16 protein-coding genes are annotated in these 18,727 nt (G+C 61.3%); 6 read left to right on the plus strand and 10 right to left on the minus strand.

Going from position 1 to position 18,727, the window contains the following annotated elements:
• Positions 1-189 precede the first annotated feature (189 nt).
• Positions 190-1,764, plus strand: a complete 1,575-nt coding sequence (locus FIV03_RS12025; protein ID WP_152509702.1) for an ABC transporter substrate-binding protein — start codon at positions 190-192, stop codon at positions 1,762-1,764.
• A 174-nt stretch (positions 1,765-1,938) separates the two neighbouring features.
• Here the strand turns inward: FIV03_RS12025 and FIV03_RS12030 are convergent, their stop codons facing one another.
• The 3 genes from FIV03_RS12030 to FIV03_RS12040 all read right to left on the minus strand — a co-directional run bounded on the left by FIV03_RS12030 (position 1,939) and on the right by FIV03_RS12040 (position 5,185).
• Entirely contained in the window at positions 1,939-3,480 is a 1,542-nt protein-coding gene (locus FIV03_RS12030) for a tripartite tricarboxylate transporter permease (protein ID WP_152509703.1), read from the minus strand.
• 12 nt (positions 3,481-3,492) lie between these two features.
• Complete coding sequence (locus FIV03_RS12035; RefSeq protein WP_055656205.1) at positions 3,493-3,924, minus strand: tripartite tricarboxylate transporter TctB family protein; 432 nt, start codon at positions 3,922-3,924, stop codon at positions 3,493-3,495.
• A 271-nt stretch (positions 3,925-4,195) separates the two neighbouring features.
• Positions 4,196-5,185 (minus strand): tripartite tricarboxylate transporter substrate-binding protein, encoded by a 990-nt coding sequence (locus tag FIV03_RS12040; RefSeq protein WP_152509704.1) that lies wholly within the window; start codon positions 5,183-5,185, stop codon positions 4,196-4,198.
• Positions 5,186-5,377: 192 nt separating this feature from the next.
• Here FIV03_RS12040 and FIV03_RS12045 point away from each other — a divergent pair, with 192 nt between their 5' ends.
• From FIV03_RS12045 to FIV03_RS12055, 3 genes are read left to right on the plus strand one after another with little or no spacing between them, the layout of a single operon-like run.
• Positions 5,378-6,049 carry a response regulator transcription factor gene (locus FIV03_RS12045; RefSeq protein ID WP_023003141.1) on the plus strand — a complete coding sequence of 224 codons (672 nt, stop codon included), beginning with the start codon at positions 5,378-5,380 and terminating at the stop codon, positions 6,047-6,049.
• Positions 6,042-7,439: a sensor histidine kinase gene (locus FIV03_RS12050; protein ID WP_152509705.1), complete on the plus strand. Its 1,398-nt coding sequence runs from the start codon at positions 6,042-6,044 to the stop codon at positions 7,437-7,439. Before FIV03_RS12045 ends, FIV03_RS12050 begins: the two co-directional genes overlap by 8 nt.
• Positions 7,436-8,509 carry an extracellular solute-binding protein gene (locus FIV03_RS12055; protein ID WP_286202287.1) on the plus strand — a complete coding sequence of 358 codons (1,074 nt, stop codon included), beginning with the start codon at positions 7,436-7,438 and terminating at the stop codon, positions 8,507-8,509. The genes FIV03_RS12050 and FIV03_RS12055 overlap by 4 nt, the downstream gene beginning before the upstream one ends.
• 40 nt (positions 8,510-8,549) lie before the next feature.
• On the opposite strand, the gene FIV03_RS12060 is transcribed toward FIV03_RS12055, so the two are convergent.
• The 7 genes from FIV03_RS12060 to FIV03_RS12090 all read right to left on the minus strand — a co-directional run bounded on the left by FIV03_RS12060 (position 8,550) and on the right by FIV03_RS12090 (position 16,475).
• Positions 8,550-9,362, minus strand: a complete 813-nt coding sequence (locus tag FIV03_RS12060; protein WP_152509706.1) for a phosphodiesterase — start codon at positions 9,360-9,362, stop codon at positions 8,550-8,552.
• The gene (locus FIV03_RS12065) at positions 9,359-10,402 is read right to left on the minus strand and encodes an ABC transporter ATP-binding protein (protein ID WP_152509707.1); all 1,044 of its coding nucleotides are present in this window, start codon (positions 10,400-10,402) and stop codon (positions 9,359-9,361) included. Before FIV03_RS12065 ends, FIV03_RS12060 begins: the two co-directional genes overlap by 4 nt.
• Positions 10,399-11,190: an ABC transporter permease subunit gene (locus FIV03_RS12070; protein ID WP_023003146.1), complete on the minus strand. Its 792-nt coding sequence runs from the start codon at positions 11,188-11,190 to the stop codon at positions 10,399-10,401. The genes FIV03_RS12065 and FIV03_RS12070 overlap by 4 nt, the downstream gene beginning before the upstream one ends.
• Position 11,191: 1 nt before the next feature.
• Complete coding sequence (locus FIV03_RS12075) at positions 11,192-11,995, minus strand: ABC transporter permease (protein WP_152509708.1); 804 nt, start codon at positions 11,993-11,995, stop codon at positions 11,192-11,194.
• A gap of 63 nt (positions 11,996-12,058) precedes the next feature.
• Positions 12,059-13,054: an ABC transporter substrate-binding protein gene (locus FIV03_RS12080; protein WP_209009957.1), complete on the minus strand. Its 996-nt coding sequence runs from the start codon at positions 13,052-13,054 to the stop codon at positions 12,059-12,061.
• Positions 13,055-13,093: 39 nt separating this feature from the next.
• The gene (locus tag FIV03_RS12085) at positions 13,094-14,158 is read right to left on the minus strand and encodes a LacI family DNA-binding transcriptional regulator (RefSeq protein ID WP_152509709.1); all 1,065 of its coding nucleotides are present in this window, start codon (positions 14,156-14,158) and stop codon (positions 13,094-13,096) included.
• Positions 14,159-14,333: 175 nt separating this feature from the next.
• Positions 14,334-16,475, minus strand: coding sequence for a TonB-dependent receptor (locus FIV03_RS12090; RefSeq protein WP_152509710.1), 2,142 nt, complete (start codon positions 16,473-16,475; stop codon positions 14,334-14,336).
• 266 nt (positions 16,476-16,741) lie between these two features.
• On the opposite strand from FIV03_RS12090, the gene FIV03_RS12095 reads away from it, so the two are divergent.
• Together FIV03_RS12095 and FIV03_RS12100 are read left to right on the plus strand one after the other, a co-directional pair.
• A complete protein-coding gene (locus tag FIV03_RS12095; RefSeq protein ID WP_152509711.1) occupies positions 16,742-17,830 on the plus strand; it encodes a ChuX/HutX family heme-like substrate-binding protein in 1,089 nt (362 codons plus the stop codon).
• Complete coding sequence (locus tag FIV03_RS12100; protein ID WP_173013829.1) at positions 17,827-18,726, plus strand: ABC transporter substrate-binding protein; 900 nt, start codon at positions 17,827-17,829, stop codon at positions 18,724-18,726. The genes FIV03_RS12095 and FIV03_RS12100 overlap by 4 nt, the downstream gene beginning before the upstream one ends.
• Position 18,727 lies beyond the last annotated feature (1 nt).

Below are 18,727 nucleotides of genomic sequence, written 5' to 3' on the forward strand. Positions count from 1 at the left end.
CACCGGCACGGCCCGAGGCTGCGGACGCAAGGCAGCGGACACTCGAAACAAGATCATGCAAGGCCCGATGGTGACACCAGCGGGCCGGGCGGGCGGAATTTGCCGAAATTCCGGTTTTCTCGACTGGCCGTCGGTACCGGCCAACAAGTTGAACTGAAACCTATCACGCTCATCAAGGAGAACCATGGAATGGGAGAGGCCTTTACGCCGCAAAACCGACTGGCAGTCTCACGGCGAAGCGTTCTCGGGGGAACTGCTGCGCTTGGCGCCACGGCTCTCGTATCGTCTCTTGGTATCGGGCCGGCCGTTGCCCAGCCCAAAAAAGGCGGAACGATCCGCTTCGGGATTGCCTCGGGCAATACCAACGACACGTACGATCCGGCAGTTTGGGACAACACCTATTCGCAGGTCTTCGCCTTTGCCCGCAACGGCTACCTGGTGGAGATCGCCTCGGACGGATCCCTCATCGGGGAAGTGGCGGAAAGCTGGACGTCGTCTCCCGATGCAAAGGTCTGGACGTTCAAGATCCGCAGCGGTGTCGAGTTCCACAGCGGCGGTACCGTGACACCTGATGATGTCGTTGCCTCGATCAACTATCACCGCGGTGCGGACAGCAGTTCGGCTGCCAAACCCTTCCTTGCACCGGTTACCGACATTGCCAGCGACGCCGATACCGTCGTCTTCACGCTGGATGCAGGCAACGCCGATTTCCCTTATGTGGTGAGCGACTACCATCTGCCGATCCTGAAGTCATCGGATGGCAAGATCGATCCCACCAGCGGTGACGGGTGCGGTCCGTACAAAGTCACCAACTTCAAACCCGGCTACATCGCCGAGCTCACGCGCAATCCGAATTACTGGAAATCGGACCGTGCCCATTTCGATGCGGTTGTCCTGATGGCCATTGTCGATCCGGCAGCGCGGCAGGCTGCCCTGATGACCGGAAATGTCGACGTCGTGGACCAGGTGGATCTGAAGACGGTGCATCTGTTCCAGCGCGCGCCGGGCGTCCAGATCGTTTCGGCGACCGGTGGCCAGCACTATACGTTCGCCATGGACACACGGGCAGCGCCCTTCAACGACAACAATGTCCGCATGGCATTGAAATACGCCATCGACCGGCAGGAACTCGTCGACAAGATCCTCTTTGGCTATGGCTCGGTTGGCAACGACCACCCGATCAGCCCGGCCAACCGCTTCTACGCAGCCGATCTTGAGCAGACCGGTTATGACCCGGACAAGGCGAAATATTATCTGAAACAGGCGGGGCTCAGCTCACTGGATCTGCAACTCTCCGCCTCCGACGCTGCTTTTGGCGGCGCTGTCGATGCAGCGGTGCTCTATTCAAGCAAGGCAGAGGCGGCCGGTATCAACATTCAGCCGGTGCGCGAGCCCAATGACGGTTACTGGTCCGATGTCTGGATGAAGAAGCCGTTCTGCGCGGTCTACTGGACCGGACGACCGACTGAGGACGCGACCTTCACGCTCGCCTACGCCGCCGGGGCACCGTGGAACGATACCTATTGGGACAACGAGCGCTTCAACCGGCTTCTGAGCGAAGCGCGCTCCGAACTCGACGAAGCAAAACGCGCGGATATGTATCGTGAGATGCAGAACATCGTCAGGACCGACGGCGGCACCATCATCCCCATGTTCGCAAGCTACGTGATGGCACTCAGCGACAAGGTCAGTCATCCGGAAAAAGTCGCCGCAAACTGGCCGCTCGACGGTCTGCGCGCTACGGAGCGCTGGTGGTTTAGCTGAGTTCGTCTTCTCAAATCTGAAGCATTTTCGACTGGCGCCTTGCACGTTGGTTTCCCGCTGGGTGGCAGCTTCGCTTCGGACCATCGGGAATGACGGTGGTGAGACGTCCGCAAACAAAAAACGCCCTCATCCGGAAGGAGAGGGCGTTTTCGTTTCTTGCGGTGTTGGCAGCGATCAGTCGATGACCGAGCCCTCTTCGTCCTTCTTCATGTGACGCATGCGGGCCTTCAGGACCTTGCCGAAGATGATCGGCAGGACGAAGCCGATGATGGCCATGCTCCACAGGGTCAGCGACAGCGGGCTGTCGATCAGGGTGAACCAGTCGCCGTTGCTGATGGTAATCGCGCGGCGCAGGTTGTTTTCCATTGCGTTGCCGAGCAGCGTGCCGAGGATGATCGGGACCAGCGGCACGTCCAGCTTGCGCAGCACCCAGCCCAGCACACCGAAGCCGACCATGACCAGAAGGTCGAAGGAGGAGCCCGAGATGCCGTAGATGCCGACGAAGCTGACCATGGCGACGATGGGCATGAGGATGCGCGGCGGGATCAACAGGACGCGGGTGAAGAGACCGATCATCGGAATGTTCATGGCCAGCAGCATGAAGTTGGCAATGAACAGGGCCGCAATCAGACCCCAGACCACATCCGGCTGCTGGGTGAACAGCAGCGGGCCCGGGGTGATGTTGAGCGCCAGCAGAACCGCCAGCAGCACGGCCGTAGTCCCGGAGCCAGGAACGCCGAGGGCGAGCATCGGCACCAGCGCGCCGCCCGCTGCGGCGTTGTTGCCGGCTTCAGGCGCGGCGACACCGCGCGGGTCGCCCTTGCCGAAGGTGCCTTCCTTGTCGACGAGTTTCTTCTCGAACGTATAGGATATGAACGAGCCGAGCGACGCGCCGGCACCAGGCAGAACGCCGGCAACGAAGCCGAGCAGACTGGTGCGCAGCATGGTCGGGGTGCAGGACTTCAGCAGCGAGAAGCTGGGCATCAGCCGGCCGACGGAAATCTTGCTGGAGTTGGCGTCGGCATTGCCGTGGCGGTGTTCCAGGAACAGGAAGACCTCGGACAGTGCAAACAGGCCGACGATGGCAACCAGGAAGTCGATCCCGTCGTAGAGATGCACTTCGCCGAAGGTGAAACGCGGCACGCCTGTCTGGGTGTCGACACCGACGGTGGCAAGGCCGATGCCGAGCGCGGCTGCGAAGGCGGTCTTGGCCTGGTTGGTCGAGGCAACGCCGCCCAGGGTGGCGAAGGCCAGGGTGAACAGGGCGAAATATTCCGCCGGACCGAACAGAAGCGCGATCTTGACCAGCTGCGGTGCCAGCAGGATCAGGCCCCAGGTGGCCAGGAAGGCACCAACGAAGGAGGCAACGCCCGACAGCGAGAGGGCCTCGCCTGCGCGGCCCTGCTGGGCCATCGGGTAACCGTCGAGACAGGTCATCATCGCCGGTTCGTCACCGGGAATGTTCAAGAGGATTGACGAGATACGCCCGCCGTACATGGCGCCGTAATAGACCGACGTCAGCAGGATCAGCGATGGCGTGGCACCGAGACCGAGCGTGAACGCAAGCGGGATGAGAATGGCGACGCCGTTGGACGGGCCGAGGCCCGGCAGGGCGCCCATGATGGTGCCGAGAAAGCAGCCGAGCAGGGCCAGCATCAGGTTCTGCCAGGTCAGCGCGATTGCGAAGCCGTCGGCCAGTGAAGAGAGAGTTTCCATGGCGATGCTCCGTTAAAAGCCGAACGGGCCCTTGGCCAGGGACAGGCCAAGAACGAGGTGGAAGACCGCATAGATGCCGAGCGAAGTCAGGCAACCTGTAATGAGCGAGCCGATCGGTGAAGAGCCGAGGCGCCAGGTCAGATAGGCAGCGGCAACGGCTGTCGCGATGATGAAGCCGGCTTCCGGCAGAAGTATCGCGTAGAGGATCATCGCCAGCACTGCCATGGCGACTTCAAGGAGACGCGGCAGCGACGGCCATTCCGGCGCGACGTCGGGTTTCAGGAAAATCGCCAGCGACGACAGACCCAACACGGATGCGATGATCAGGGGGAACGCCTTCGGGCCGACAGCGTCGGACAGAAAGCTTTCTTCGATGACAAGAGCGGCCCAGGCATATCCCAGCGCGAGAAGTAGCCCGACCGCGCCAAAGATGCGGTCGCTCATGGATACCTTCCTAATAGCGGCTCCTCCCCAAGTCCGGCGGCCGCCCCTTATGTGTTCTGTTGTTTGTTGGCACCCGAAGTGTGCCACTGTGTCCGCCGACAATCCACTTTGCCCAATCGGGCGGACAATGATCAGGCAGACATACTTCCGGCGTTACGCTGTCAGTCTCAAAGCTGCGTGCGGTAAACCGGATATTGCCCGCGTTCGGACGCGTCCTGAAAAAGAAGGGGGCACATGGACTGCGCCCCCTCCAGTCGGACTGACGGCATTCTTATTTGATGATGCCGATTTCTTTGGAGATGTCCTGGATCTGCTGAACCGAGTTGGCAACGAATTCCTGGAACTCGGCACCCTGCAGGTCGAGCGGAGCCAGACCGTTTGCAGCCATGATGCCTTTCCATTCTTCGCTTGCGTACAGATCGGAGATCTTGGACACCCATGCGTTATAGGCGTCGTCGGACATGTTGCCCGGTGCGTAGAAGCCGCGCCAGTTTGCGCCGATCGCATCGACACCCTGTTCCTTTGCCGTCGGGAAGTCGGCGAATTCGCCGGACAGACGCTCAGGTGCCAGAACAGCGATCACCTTGATGTCGCCACTGTCGACAAAGCCCTTGGCTTCGGAAATGTCACCGGTGAAAGCCTGGACGGAACCGGCCAGAAGCTGGGTCACGGCTTCGCCACCACCGTCGAAAGCGATGTATTTCACGGTGCGGACGTCTTCGATGCCGTAAGCGTTTGCAGCGATCAGAACCTTCAGGTGATCCCAGCCACCAACAGCGGAACCGCCGGCAACGGACACGGACGTCGGGTCGGATTTCATCTGGTCGAGAAGTTCCGGCAGGGTGTTGATCGGGCTGTCGGCCGCAACGGCGATCACGCCGTAGTCAGCACCAACGGAAGCCACCCAGCGAACCTGGTCCATGGTGTTGCCCGGGAAGGCGCCCTGGGCAAGGCGGGTTGCGGTTGCCGAGGAAGCTGCAACGATGAGGTCGTTGTCGTCGCCGCGCTTGTTGACGACTTCAGCATAGGCCACACCGCCGCCGCCGCCAGCCAGGTTCACAACCTGCATGGTCTTGTCGAGAAGCTTCAGGTCCTGAAGGGTCTTGCCGACCTGGCGGCAGGTGAAGTCCCAGCCACCACCCGGGTTGGCCGGTGCGATGCACTCCGGGTTTTCCGGCGTGAAATCGGCAGCTGTTGCGCCGAAAGCGGATGCGCCAAGGAATGCGGCCGCCAGCAGAAGGCGGGTCGTTTTGAATGCCATGTTGTGTTTCCTCCACATGTGCAAGGCTTTTGGTGAGCCCCTGGTATCCGTTGTGCCGCGTTAAAGCGGGTCCTCCCAACGGACGTGAGGAGAGCCTAGCGTCAAACCCTGTCATCAACCTGTCACCAGGGGGCACATTGCTTGCAAGCAGCGAATTTGCGGGGCAAGACTGGGGGCGGGAGGAACGAATCTTTGCGCCTTTTGCTCGTTGAAGACACGTTTGACATGGCGGAGGCGATCATGATCCGGCTGGACCGGTCTGGCATTGCCTGCGATCTGGCAAAGTCGCTGGAAGAGGCAAGGGCCTGCGTCAACGTTCAGCATTACGACGTGATCGTTCTTGATATCAATTTGCCGGATGGCCTGGGCACCGAGCTGCTGAAAGAGATCAGGTCTCGGGGCGAGCGCACGCCGGTGCTGATGCTAACGGCGGAATTTTCCGTCGACGACAGGGTATCCTCGCTCAATTCCGGGGCCGATGATTACCTGGTCAAGCCGTTCGACCACCGCGAGCTGGAAGCCCGCATCCGCGCACTCTATCGACGCGAACAGGGCGACAAGGCCGAGGAACTGACGCTCGGCAGCCTCACGTTCAATGCTTCGGCGCGGGTCGTGCGTCAGGGCGACAGCCCGATCAATCTGACCCGGCGCGAATTCTCGCTGCTGGAGATCCTGGTCCGCAATCGCGGCAAGACCGTCAGCAAGGAACGTCTGTTCGAAGGGGTGTTCAGTTTCCAGGACACCGACGTCAGCATGAACGCGCTGGAGCTATATGTTGCGCGGCTGCGCAAGAAACTCTCGGGCGGATCTGTCAGGATCGAGACCCAGAGAGGGCTTGGTTACAAGCTGGAAGTCGATGACTGATCTCATCCGCAGGCTGGCGTCTACCTCGCTCACCGCACGTGTTGCCTTCGGGATTGCCTTTCTGCTGATCTTTGGCGGGGTGATCGTTTCCATCGCGGCATTCGCCTATGGCCGGGAAGCGGCCAGAAGCGCCTACGACCGGTTGCTCCTGGGCGCGGCGACAGGCATCGCCTCGTCGATCACCGTTCAGGACGACAGGCCCGTCATCGAGTTGCCGGTGTCGGCGTTCGAGTTGCTGGCACTCGCCCCCGACGACAGGATCGGCTATCGCATTATCGGCCCGGAGGGTGTGACGCTGACCGGCTATGATGAAATCACCCTGCCGACAGGCCGGCGCGATTTCCGGGAAGGGTTTTTCGACGGTTCGTTCTTTGGAGAGCCAGCCCGTTTTGCCGTGGTCTCGCGCCGGTTTGCCGAGCGTACGCTCAACGGCACGATCAAGGTGGTCGTCGGCCAGACCCTGCGGGCGCGTAACGACATGGCCTATGACATCACCCGCAAGGCGCTCTACGTGCTTGCAACCTCCGGGCTGGCAATGGTGCTGTTGTCGGTCGTCGTCGTCCGCTCGGTGCTGCAGCCGCTGGAACGGATCGCCGGCGGTCTCTCGGCACGGGACCCCCACGACCTGACACCGCTCGACACCTCGGTGCCACGGGAAACCGCGGTGATGATCAATGCCCTCAACGGTTTCATGGCCCGGCTCGACCGGCAGATGAACTCCATGCGGCATCTGATCTCCGACACCGCGCATCAGCTCAGGACGCCTGTTGCTGCCCTCAGGGCCCAGGCGGATCTCTTCACCGACGAGCCGGAACTTTCCCGCAAGGAAAAGATCGTCGAGAGGATACAGACCCGAACGGCAAGCCTCGGCCGTCTGCTCGACCAGCTTCTGAGCCAGGCACTGGTGATCCATCGCGGCGACAGCGCCAGACGGGAGAAGGTGGACTTGCGCGACATTGCCCTCGACGTTTTCGAGGAAGGCGACCACGCGGTCCTCAATCCGGAATTCGACGTGATTCTGGATATCGGCGAAGACCCTGTCGAAGTGCTGGCGGATGTGCAATCGCTGAAGGAAGCCTTGAAGAACCTCCTGAACAACGCGCTCAAATACGGCCGCTCGCCGGTGCGGGTCGGGGCTTCGCTGCAAGGCGGGCGGGCCAGTATCTGGGTGGAAGATGCGGGTGGTGGACCGGTGGATGGGGTTCTTGCCGAACTGGGGTCCCGTTTCAACAAGGGCGCGCTGTCGCGGCAAAGCAGTTCCGGCCTCGGTCTTGCGATCGCGCATTCCGTCGCCCTTTCCTACGATGGCGAATTGCGCCTGGAAAAGACCGGTGGGGCGCGTTTTCGCGCTGCCCTTGTGTTTGCAGCCGTACCGGAGGGGCGGGCATGAAGCGGCTCGCCTATCTGCTGAAGTGCCTGGCTGCAGTCGTGATGCTGCTTGCCACCGGCAGGGCTGTTTCGGCACAGGAGCTGGTGGAGATTTTCGGACCGGAGACCACCAACCGTGTGCTGGTGGTGCGCTCCACGACGGATATTTCGATCTTCGGTCCCGTGGTCGAAAGCTTCCTACGCACCCGGCCAGGCCTGCAGGTGCGCTACGAGCAATGGGGATCGAACGAGCTCTACCGCCTGTCCCGCAGGGACTGCCGCGACGGCGTTCCAGGTGCCGACATCGTCATCAGCTCCGGTGTTCACCAGATGGTGCAGCTGGTCAACGAAGCCTGCGCAGCGTCCTACCGCTCACGGTTGACCGAACAGTTGCCGGAGGCCCTTCGCTGGCGCGACGAATTGTGGGGCATCACCCGCGAGCCCGCGGTGATCGTCTATAACCGCGAGCTGGTGCCCGTGGAGGATATTCCGCAGACCCGCTTCGACCTGCTCGATCTCCTTCGGCCTTCCGGCACGCCTTATGCAGGGCGGGTCGCGACCTATGACATCGAGCAGTCGGGGCTCGGGTATCTGTTTGCTTTTGCCGACGCACAGGAAGCAACCACCTTCGGCGCGCTGCAGGAATCCTTCGGCCGCTCACAGGCGATTTCCACCTGTTGCTCGGTCGACATCATCAAGGGTGTTGCCGAGGGGCGCTATCTGATCGCCTACAACGTGCTTGGCTCCTACGCCCAGGGCTATCAGCTCAACGACGACCGGATCGGCATCGTGCTGCCGTCCGACTACACACTGGTCCTGTCGCGCACCTTCATGATCCCGAAGCAGGCAAACAACGAAGCCGAGGCCGAGGCGTTCCTGGATTTTCTCTTGTCCTCGGAAGGCACGCTTGCACTTCGGACCGCATTGCTGATCAGCCCGCTTCTGGAAACGGAGGATGGCAACGAAGGCGAAGTCCTGAGTTCGACAGCCCTGCGGCCGATCGGTCTCTCCCCTGCGCTCATGGTTGCGCTGGATGCCCTGACCCGGGAAACCTTTTTGCGCCGATGGCGGTCGACGTTTCCCGGGCCATGAGGCACCGGCAGGCGCGTTGCATGACGCCCGTTTCAGGTCCTCAGGAAACACCCAGGAAGGGATAAGGCCCCGGAAAGGCGCCGACCGGAATGAGGTGGGTCAGGAAACCATCGTCACGCCATTCGTGCAGCAGCATCCCGCCAGGTTCCTTGGTCAGGCTGTTGCCGGCGTTTGCGCGCTGGTCCAGCGTGACCGCATGCGAGGTGCCGGGGCAGACCTGACACAGGCTGCCGGAAAAGAGCCCGGCGATGGAGCGGTGCAGATGGCCGCAGACAAGCCGAACCTGCCCGGAATGAAGGGAGAGGGCAGTGCCCAGGCTGTCTGCGTCGTGCAGGTTCTGCGCGTCCATCGCCTTGATCCCCACGGCAAAGGGAGGATGATGAAAACCGACGATCGCGGGTTTGTCGCCAAGACCGGAGAGCGCGTCTGTCAGGAAGGACAGGGTTGCCGGTTCAAGTGTGCCATGCGCTGCGCTTTCGGTAAGGCTGTCGAGCCCGACAACGGCAAAGTCTTCAAAATCGATCTGCCAGTCCAGGGGGCCGGTGCGGGGCATCCACTGTGCGTCTGCGAAGCTCTCCCGCATCGGCTCGCGCCGGTCGTGGTTGCCCGGCAGCACCCTGTAGGGCAGGTCGAGGTCCGCCATCAGCATCTTGAACCGGTCGTATTCTTCCGGCGTTCCATGTTCGGTCAGGTCGCCTGTAACGATCACGAGGTCGACTGGACCGATCTGCGGCAGCAGGCGGTTGATTGTGGCGACCGTTTCGGCAAGGGCCGCGGCCGTGTCGACCTGTCCGTAGGCGAGTGCTCCTTCGGGAACAATGTGGGTGTCTGAAATCTGAATGATCTTGGTCATGAATGGGTCGATGTCTGGTCTGCAAGGAAGATGAGGTCGGAGGGATCAATGGTGAGGCGCACGGTGCTGCCGGGTTCAGGGGCTGTCCTGCCCGGGTGCTGAAGATAGAGAAGGCCGGCATCCGGAAGGACGCCGCCCACGGCGAGACGGAAATGACCGCCGGAGAACGTGACGGTTTCCACCGTTCCCGACAAGGATCCTGTCTGGTCTAGCCGGACGTTTTCCGACCGTATGTAAGCTGTTTTGCCGGCGGCGCCAGCGGGAAGCTTCAACTGTCCGCCAGGCAGTTGCAATACATCGTTTTCCATGTGTCCGGTCAATGGCATGGCGTTGCCGATGAACCGGGCGACGAAGGCATTGGCCGGAGTGTGGTACAGCTCTTCTGGCCGGCCGACCTGAAGCATGGTTCCGCTCGACATCACCGCGATCCGGTCCGCGATCGCCATCGCCTCGCTCTGGTCGTGGGTGACGAAAACAGCCGTGATCTGGAATTGCCGCAGCATTGCGGCCAGTTCGTCACGCAGGTTGTCGCGCAAGGCGGCGTCCAGCGCGGACAGGGGTTCGTCCAGTAGCAGGATTTTCGGGCGCGGTGCCACGGCCCGTGCCAGGGCGACGCGTTGGCGCTGGCCGCCCGAAAGGGCATGTGTCGGCCGGTCGGCGTAGTCGGTAAGGCGGCACAGGCTCAGCACCTCGTCCACACGTTGCCGGCGTTCTGCCGCCGGCACTTTTCTAACCTTCAGGCCGTAGCCGACATTCGCGCGCACGCTCATGTTGGGAAAGAGCGCATAGGACTGAAACACCATGCCGACATTGCGATGTTCCACGGCAAGTCCGGTCACGTCGATCTCGTCGAACCGGATCCGGCTGCCCGCATCGGGGCGCTCCAGTCCGGCAATGATGCGCAGCAGGGTCGTCTTGCCACAGCCGGAGGGACCTAGCAGCGACAGGATTTCGCCGGGACCGACTGTCAGGTTGGTCGGGCACAGGGCCCGCGTGCCATCGGCAAAGGTCTTGGCGGCGTTTTCGATTGTCAGGGTCATTGAGCGATCCTTTGCGCTCTGGCGGAGGCCCATTGCATTGCCATCAACAGCGGTACGATCATCGCGAAGAAGACGAGCGTGTAGGCGGAGGCGACCTCCAGCCGCATGGAGGCATAGCTGTCGGCAAGGCCGACGGGCAGGGTTTTCAGATAAGGCGTGTGCAACATCCAGGTGAGGTTGAATTCGCCGATGGAGAGCGTCACCACGGTCAGGGCACCAGCCAGGATGCCCGGCATGGCATTGGGGATGATCACCGTTCGAAACCGCGTGAAGGCAGACGCGCCAAGTGTCGCCGCGCTTTCTTCAAGGCTGCGGAAATCCATGGCCATCAGAACGGCGAGAACCGATCGCACCATGAACGGCAGCGTGTAGAGAACATGGCCGACGAGGATGAAGGTCCAGGACGTGCGGAACCCGGACAAGGTCCCGTAAAGCTGCAAGAGCGCGAGCGCCAGTGCGAGGCCGGGAATGGCGAGCGGCAACGAGATGAACTCTTCCAGCAGGCGCGACAGGCGTCCGGGATTCCTGGCAAGGGCGTAGGCCGCCGGAACGCCGATCACCAGCGTGACGGCAAGGCAGGCTATCGCGAGCCAGAGCGACAGGAAGATGCTGGCGGAATATAACTCCCAGACCCGCCCGATCCATTTCAGGGTCAGGCCAGAGGAAAGACCGCGGAAGTAGTTGGCTGTTACCCCGGCCAGGATCGACTGGATGGCCGGGACCAGCAGAAAGGCGGCGATAACAAGCGTGACCGCGCATTGCAGCCACCAGGCGAGTGATCTTTTCACGTCAGCCTCCCGCCGCAACCGTTGTTCCCGCAAAACTGCGGGCGATGTAAAGCAGGGCCCAGGTCACAAGGCCCAGCAGAACGGACAGGGCTGACGCCATGGCGATGTTCGCCGACAGGGTGAATTCGGTATAGATCACCATCGGCAGGACATCGATATTGGTGGCCAGCGTGAAGGCGGTTCCGAAGGCTCCCATGGCAGTGGCAAAGGCGATTGCACCGGCGGCAACGAGGGACGGGGCAAGACCGGGCAGGATCACGTCGATGACAATGCGCCACGGCGATGCGCCCAGGGTGCGGGCGGCTTCTTCCAGTGCGGGGTCGAGTTTTTCAACGGCGGCCATCACCGTCAGCAGGACGCGCGGGATGGAAAAATAGAGATAGCCGAGAAAGAGGCCTGTCAGCGAATAGGCGAACACGATGTGCCCGGGCAATAGCTGGTTGAACAGCCCCTGGCGTCCTCCCAGGAGGATGATCAGGAAGCCGATGACGACGCCCGGAAAGGCCAGCGGCAGGGTCAGGACGGAGAGCAGCAGGCCGCGTCCGATGAACCGGTTTCGCGCCAGGAACAGGCCGGCGGTGGTCGCCAGAGCGAGCGCGGAAAGGCTGACCGCCAGTGACACGAGCACCGTGTTGATCAGCGTTTCAAGATATCGAGGCGTTTGCAGGATCTGCAGGTAGATGTGCCAGCCGACTTCCGATTCAAAGGAAGCCTGAACCAGGCGCACCAGCGGCAGAGCCAGAAAAGCGAGGGCGAATACCGCCAGCGGTACAAGGCAGGCGGTCACGAATGTTCTGTCGGACATGAAGAATGCCTTCGGGAAAACGGGCCGGAACGCCGATGCGCTCCGGCCCGCAAGGTCAGAATTTTATTTGACTTCGTTCAGGTAACGCTCGCCGAAACCGGCCTGGGCGCGTTCCATGTGGGCATAATCGACGGCAACCGCGCGCTCGTAGTCGCTTGCAGGCAGGAACTTCGCGGCGACTTCGGCCGGCAGTTCCACCGGGCGGGACGGCTGCAGGTAGGCATTGGTCCAGATCGCCTGGCCTTCGTCGGAAAGGATGAAGTCCAGAACCTTCTTGCCGGCTTCTTCATGCGGTGCGCCTGCCACCAGGCTCATCACGTAGGGAACGCGCACGGAACCTTCGCACGGCAGCACGAATTCGAAGTTGCCGTCTTCTTCGTATTTGCCGCGATAGGCGTTGAAGTCATAGTCGAAGAGGATCGGGATTTCGCCGGACACGACGCGCGCGAAAGAGGTCTGCTTGGGAACGATCGGATCGTTTTCGGCCAGTTCCTTGAAGTAGCTGATGGCCGGATCGAAGTTTTCCAGATCACCGCCGAATGCCAGGTTGACGGCAACCGCTCCCGCATAGCCGACAAAGGCGGAAGACGGATCAAGGTAGCCGACCATGCCGCGGTATTCCGGCTTCTTCAGATCGGCGAAGCACTGCGGCACCGGTGCGCCGCCGAGCGCGTCGACATTCACGAACATGCCGAGGGTGCCGTAGTGAACGGCAAACCACTTGCCTTCCGGGTCCTTCAGGCCTTCGGGGATGTCATCGAAACCGGCCGGCTTATAGGCGGTGACGACACCTTCGTTGCCGGCCTTGATGCCAGTGGTCACGCCGTAATAGGCAACGTCGGCGACCGGCGCGGCCTTCTCGGCCAGAAGCTGGCTGAGGGTCTGGCCGGAATTCTTGTTGTCATGCGGCATGGCAATGCCGAGCTTCTCATTGATGGCTTCCAGCATCGATGCCCAGTCGGCCCATTGCGGCGGGCAGTTATAGCAAATGGCATCTTCTGCCTTTGCCGGCACGACGGCCGCCATTGTCATGGCCAATGCGAAAAGTGTACGTTTCATGTCAGTGACTCCTGAAGCGATCTCAAGCAGGTCTCGGGGTTACTCATTGGATGGCAGGGAAGTGGCAGCTTCTCTGCCATCGGCTTTTCCGGGAACGGGAGGGCCAAGGCTGCCTCCCGCGCGGAAACTGAATGTGGCGGCTGCGGACGGCAGGTCGGGGGTGGGCCGGTCCAGCAGCCTTGCCAGCACGGAATTGACGGCGCCCTGACCCATGGTGCGCGGATCTGTTTCGACCGTCGCCAGATGAGGGTCGACCAGCAGTCCGGTGGAAATGCCGTCAAAGCCGACCAGCGACAGATCGTCGGGAATACGCTTGCCGAGTGCGCGTGCGGCCTTCATGGCGGCAAGGGCGAGAAAGTCGTTCGACGCGAAAATTCCGGTCAGGGCCTGATGTTCGGCCAGAAGCGTGCCGAGCAACTCCAGAAGAGTGCCGTCCTGCTCCTCGATTTCCAGAAGAAGCGGGTCTGCCATGCCGAACTCGCGGCATGCGGCGGCAAAGCCTTCGTAGCGCTCACGCGAGCGGTCGGAGCGATGGAACCGCAGGGCCAGAAAACCGGTTTGAACGTGCCCCTGGCTGTGAAAGGCCCTTGCGACTTCACGCGCGGCGGCGCGGTTGTCGACGGCCCACGCGGGCAAGCCGAAAGAAGAGCGGTTATAGACGAGGCAGCAGGGAAGGTTCCGATCCCGGATCAGCTCCAGAGCCTCGCTGTCGGCCGCATTGTTGACCGTCAGGACAAGGCCGTCGACCTGTTTGGCGATCAGGGTGCGCGCGGCCTGAAGCTCCAGCACTTCGTCGTATTCCGAACATGCCAGAATGAGCTGATAGCCTTCGCGGTGGGCTTCCTGCTGGGCGGCCTGGACGACTTCTGCAAACACGGGATTGGCGAGAGATGGGACGATGCAGCCGAGTGTCTTTGTCGAGCTGCTTTGCAGGGACCGGCCAAGCGCGCTGAATTCGAAGCCGAGCGCATTTGCTGCCGAAAGAACCTTCCGGCGGGTGTCGGCGCTGGCGGAGCCGGTGCCGTTGAGGACGCGGCTCACCGTTGCAATGCCGCAACCGGCCTGCTCGGCAACATCCTTGATCGTCGGCGGACGCGATCTCACCCTTGGCTCCTTCAGTCTTGGAAACGTTTCCAACACTGAATACAGGGTGTCGATGTCACTTTGATGAAAGCGTTTTGAGAAGGGAAAGAGAGCGCTTTTCGATGCGCAGTCCTCAGCCGTCGTCGGGCTTGAAACCCGCCGCCCGCGGGGACAGGCGGCGGGTCATGGGGCAGGGTCAGAACTTCTTGGCGAAGCTCAGCTTGAAGCTGCGGCCTGCACCTTCGTCCTCACTCAGGTGGTTCCGGTACGACTTGTCGAACACGTTGTCGACGTTGAACCGGACCTCACTGTCCGCCATGAAACCGTCGGTCGGTTTCCATGCCGCATAAAGGTTATGCAGCACGTAGCCTGCGGTTTCCTGTTCGTCGGCGCCCACACGGTCCTGGGCGGCGTAGAAGTCGCCCTTCCAGCCGAAGTCGAGGTTCCACGGACGGTAGACGTAGCCGATCTTGAGGAAGGCGCTGTCGGCGGGGACGGCATTCATGTAGCCGCCGGTGCTGACGTTGTTGCCCCGGATCAGCGAGGCGCCGAGAGATCCGTAGATGCTTTCGGTCCAGTAGGAGGCTTCCAGCTCAAGCCCTTCGTAACGGGCTTTCGGAATGATTTCCGTCACCACCGTCGAACCGTTCCAGTAGCTGGCGTAGTAGTTGGTGACGTTGTTGCGGAACGCTGTTCCCTTCAGGCGGAAAGCGTCACCGCCCATGATCAGGTCATCGAAAGAAAAGGTGACACCGGCCTCGAAGTTGTTCGACAGTTCCTTGTCGAGATCGTTGACGACGTAGTTCGAAAACACCTCGTCGAGGGACGGCAGACGCTCGGTATGGGCGACGGAGCCGAAGACGCCGAGCCACTCGGACATTTTGATCATGGCTGCAAGCTTTGGCGAGTAGCCGACGGCGCTCTTTTCCTCGTTCAGGTTGATGGTGTTGCCGCTGCCGTCCACGTAGCTGCCGACAGACACGTTGCTGTAGTCGATCCGCATGCCGGGAATGAGGGTGATGCGGTCGTTCCACACCAGTTCGGCCTGCGCATAGCCGCCGACGTTGACCGTTTCGCCTTCCGGGTGAGACCCTGAACCACTGCGCACATAGGTGCCGAAATCACGCGGATTGCGGCGTTCCTGGTACTGGCCGTCGATGCCGGTCGTGACATAGGCCATCCAGTCTTCGCCCAGCTGGAACGTTGCGACGTTGTCGGCCTTGCCCTGCCAGGTCTCGTAGGAATATTCGGAATTGAAGCCAAACGGGTAATAGCAGGTCGGCGGCGCGGGCGCCGGGGCGAACTGGGCGCAGATCTGATCCTGGTTCTTCTGCTCGACCCGCGTGTCGGACCAGCTGAACTGGGCCTTCACATCAAGCAGATCGTTTCCTGAAAACCCGTTTGCATAACCGACGATCGCGGTCTGATCCGTCACTGTGCGGTCAACATCGCCAAAGTCCGGACCCCAGGCAATCTGGTCGTAGTTCTGGTTGTCCTCGTCACTCGACCAGTTCTGGTAACTTGCGAAAACGGACTGGTCTTCATTTTCCCCGAAGGTGTAACGAGCCTTGATCAGACCGTTGATGGAGTTGAAATCCGTGTCCGGAACTTCGTTGCCCTGGCCATCCGTAATGTCCTGAGACTGCCGATAGTTGAGGGCGCCGAGCAACTCGAGGTTCTTGACCGGCTCCGCCGCGACGATCGCGCTGCCCAGCCAGCCGTTGCCGTTCGAATCCCAGGAGGTTTTCAGCCGGCCGCCGATCAGGTCACCCGGATCGAGGAAATCGCTGGCATCCTTTGTGGTGAAGGTGATCACACCCCCCATCGCACCGGCGCCATAAAGGGTCGATGATGCCGGTCCGCGCAGGACTTCGATCTGTTTATAGAGTTCCGGATCGGAGAAGAACGACCCCATCCGGTACTGTTCGAAAAACTTGTTGACCCCGTCTACCTGCATGATGATCCGGGTCTCGTCACCGGAAAGGGCTTCACCGATACCGCGGATATTGATGCTTTCGCCGAGGATCGAGTTACTGCCGATCGGCGTGACGCCCGGGATCTCCTGGAAGACGTCTCCGATCGAGCGCGGTTGCAGGTCGTCGATGGCTTCCTGGCCCAGCACGGTGACGGCCTGAGGAGTATCGATCGCGACTTTGGGCACACCGGCGCCGACCACGATCTGTTGTAGCTGCGATACCGGTTGATCCTGCTCGGCAACGGGTGTCGCCGGTGCTGCATCTGCGACTGCATCCTGTGCAGCTGCCCCGCAATTAAAAGCCAAAACCCAAAGGGCAACACCACCCATCAAGCGGGTGTTACCGGTCTTCTTGAGCCCCATAAAAATTCTCCAAGAGTGCGCGTTGTTCGCGTCCTTTTCGCTGCCTCTCACACAGCGTTTTAAACATGAGTCAGTGACTCAGGTATTGTGTTCCTAATGAAATATGAATATAGGAGTCAAGTATTAGATTGCGGTCGCCGAGGAAAAGCGTCTCTTTGGAATGATTCAAAAACTCCTAATAATCTCAGTAATTTACGTTACGGGATGATGAGGCGGGAAACTGAGAGCGGGCTGCAGGAAGACCATAGCGATTGGGGACAGAACTCATGAATGCCGATCAGATCTCCTCTGAAACCAGGCAGAGCGCAGCCGACATCCGGGCGGCACGCGCGGACAATCCGAAGATGCGGGAGCGGGATCTGGCACAGATACTCGGCATTACGGAAGCGGAGCTGGTCGCCAGCTTCGTAGGGCATGGCGTGCGCCGCATCGCGCCGCGTTTCGATGATCTGTTTCCGGGGTTGCAGACCGTCGGCACGGTCATGGCACTGACGCGCAACGAGAGCGCGGTGCACGAGAAGATCGGGCCGTTCGAGAAATTCGTGAACGGCAAACGGGCGGCCCTGATGCTGGGCGAGCAGATCGACACGCGCATGTTTCCGGCCAATTGGGTGCATGGCTTTGCGGTCGAAAAGGCCGACGGCAACGATGTCCGCCGGTCGCTGCAGTTCTTCGATGCCCATGGTGATGCGGTGATGAAGATCCACACCCGTGCGGAAACGAACCTGGATGCGTGGAACACTCTGGTTGAAAAGCTCGTGCTGGACGATCAGACGCCGGATGTGTTGCCGCAAGTGAGCGAAGCTAAACCGTTCAGCCGAAAACAGGCATCCGAAGGAGCTGAAGCGGTGCTGCGCGACCGCTGGCAGGCGATGACCGATCCGCATCAGTTCCACGGACTTTTGAAGGATCTGGACCTCGACCGGGTCAGTGCCTTTGAACTGGCGGGCGATGCCTGGGCCTGGCCGCTCGATCGTGGGGCGGTGCCGGCCTTGTTGCGTCTTGCAGCGTCGGAAAACATTCCGATCATGTGTTTTGTCGGCAATCGCGGTTGCATTCAGATCCACTCCGGGGCGGTGGCAACGGTGATGGATAGGGGGCCATGGATCAACGTGATGGACCCGACCTTCCATCTGCATCTGCGGACCGACCACATCCACGAGGTCTGGGCCGTGCGCAAACCGGCGGATGTCGGCCATGTCACCTCGGTGGAAGCTTATGACAGCGAAGGACAGCAGATCATCCAGTTCTTCGGTGTGCGTGGTGAGGGCAACGAGGAACGGTCCGATTGGCGCGGCCTTGCCGAAAACCTGCCGAAACTGGATCGGGCGGTAAAGCTGGGAGCAGCGGAATGATTGGGTCTCTTTCGCGTTTTTCCGGCGTCTCGGCGGCTGTCGCGCTGACCGTCGCAGCCCTGGTCCTGCCCGGCAAGCCACTGTTTGCGGAAGGCACGGGCAGTCCGGACAGCAGCACTGTTGTCGCCATCGGCGGTTCGGTGACGGAGATCGTCTACGCCCTGGGCGAAGACAAGAGGCTGATTGCCCGCGACAGCACCAGCATCTTCCCGTCGGAAGCGGCAAGTCTTCCGGATGTCGGGTACATGCGCGCGCTGTCCCCGGAAGGTGTGCTCTCCGTCAATCCGGAGCTGATCCTGATGCTGGAAGGCAGCGGGCCGCAGGAAACGGTGGACGTGTTGCGCAAGTCCGGTGTGGCGATGGCGGATGTGCCGGAGGCATATACCGCCGAAGGCATCATCCGGAAGGTGCGTGTCGTTGGTGAAGTGCTCGGCGTCGAGGCGAAAGCCGATGCTCTTGCCGGCAAGCTTGAAGAAGATCTGGCCGAGGCACAACGTGCCGCTGAAAGCCGGACGTCTGGCGTTCGTGTTCTTTTTGTCCTGTCGACAAAGGGCGGGCGTATCCTTGCCGCCGGATCGGATACTGCGGCCAACGGCATACTTGCGCTTGCGGGTGCTGAAAACGCGACGTCCGGCTTTTCCGGCTACAAGATCCTCAGCGACGAGGCGATCGTCAGTGCGGCACCGGACGTCGTTCTGATGATGGACCGCCACGGCGACGGCGAAGACGCGGCGAGCGGTGATGCGGTGTTCGATCATCCGGCCGTGGCGCAAACGCCGGCAGGGAAGAACAGGCGACTTGTCCGCATGAACGGGCAGCTCCTGCTGGGGTTCGGTCCGCGCACCGCAGAAGCGGTCCGTGAATTGTCGACCCGTCTGGCGGATACGGCAAGCTGAT

It is taken from the genome of Labrenzia sp. THAF187b (genome assembly GCF_009363375.1).
In the GTDB taxonomy this organism is placed as follows: Bacteria; Pseudomonadota; Alphaproteobacteria; order Rhizobiales; family Stappiaceae; genus Roseibium; species Roseibium algicola.

Excerpts from the sequence above, each read along its gene's own strand:
- FIV03_RS12080 (WP_209009957.1), bottom strand. The coding sequence starts at position 13,054 with ATGAAACGTACACTTTTCGCATTGGCCATGACAATGGCGGCCGTCGTG.
- FIV03_RS12035 (WP_055656205.1), bottom strand. The coding sequence starts at position 3,924 with ATGAGCGACCGCATCTTTGGCGCGGTCGGGCTACTTCTCGCGCTGGGA.
- FIV03_RS12025 (WP_152509702.1), top strand. The coding sequence starts at position 190 with ATGGGAGAGGCCTTTACGCCGCAAAACCGACTGGCAGTCTCACGGCGA.
- FIV03_RS12060 (WP_152509706.1), bottom strand. The coding sequence starts at position 9,362 with ATGACCAAGATCATTCAGATTTCAGACACCCACATTGTTCCCGAAGGA.
- FIV03_RS12100 (WP_173013829.1), top strand. The coding sequence starts at position 17,827 with ATGATTGGGTCTCTTTCGCGTTTTTCCGGCGTCTCGGCGGCTGTCGCG.
- FIV03_RS12050 (WP_152509705.1), top strand. The coding sequence starts at position 6,042 with ATGACTGATCTCATCCGCAGGCTGGCGTCTACCTCGCTCACCGCACGT.
- FIV03_RS12055 (WP_286202287.1), top strand. The coding sequence starts at position 7,436 with ATGAAGCGGCTCGCCTATCTGCTGAAGTGCCTGGCTGCAGTCGTGATG.
- FIV03_RS12065 (WP_152509707.1), bottom strand. The coding sequence starts at position 10,402 with ATGACCCTGACAATCGAAAACGCCGCCAAGACCTTTGCCGATGGCACG.
- FIV03_RS12075 (WP_152509708.1), bottom strand. The coding sequence starts at position 11,995 with ATGTCCGACAGAACATTCGTGACCGCCTGCCTTGTACCGCTGGCGGTA.
- FIV03_RS12030 (WP_152509703.1), bottom strand. The coding sequence starts at position 3,480 with ATGGAAACTCTCTCTTCACTGGCCGACGGCTTCGCAATCGCGCTGACC.
- FIV03_RS12040 (WP_152509704.1), bottom strand. The coding sequence starts at position 5,185 with ATGGCATTCAAAACGACCCGCCTTCTGCTGGCGGCCGCATTCCTTGGC.
- FIV03_RS12090 (WP_152509710.1), bottom strand. The coding sequence starts at position 16,475 with ATGGGGCTCAAGAAGACCGGTAACACCCGCTTGATGGGTGGTGTTGCC.
- FIV03_RS12095 (WP_152509711.1), top strand. The coding sequence starts at position 16,742 with ATGAATGCCGATCAGATCTCCTCTGAAACCAGGCAGAGCGCAGCCGAC.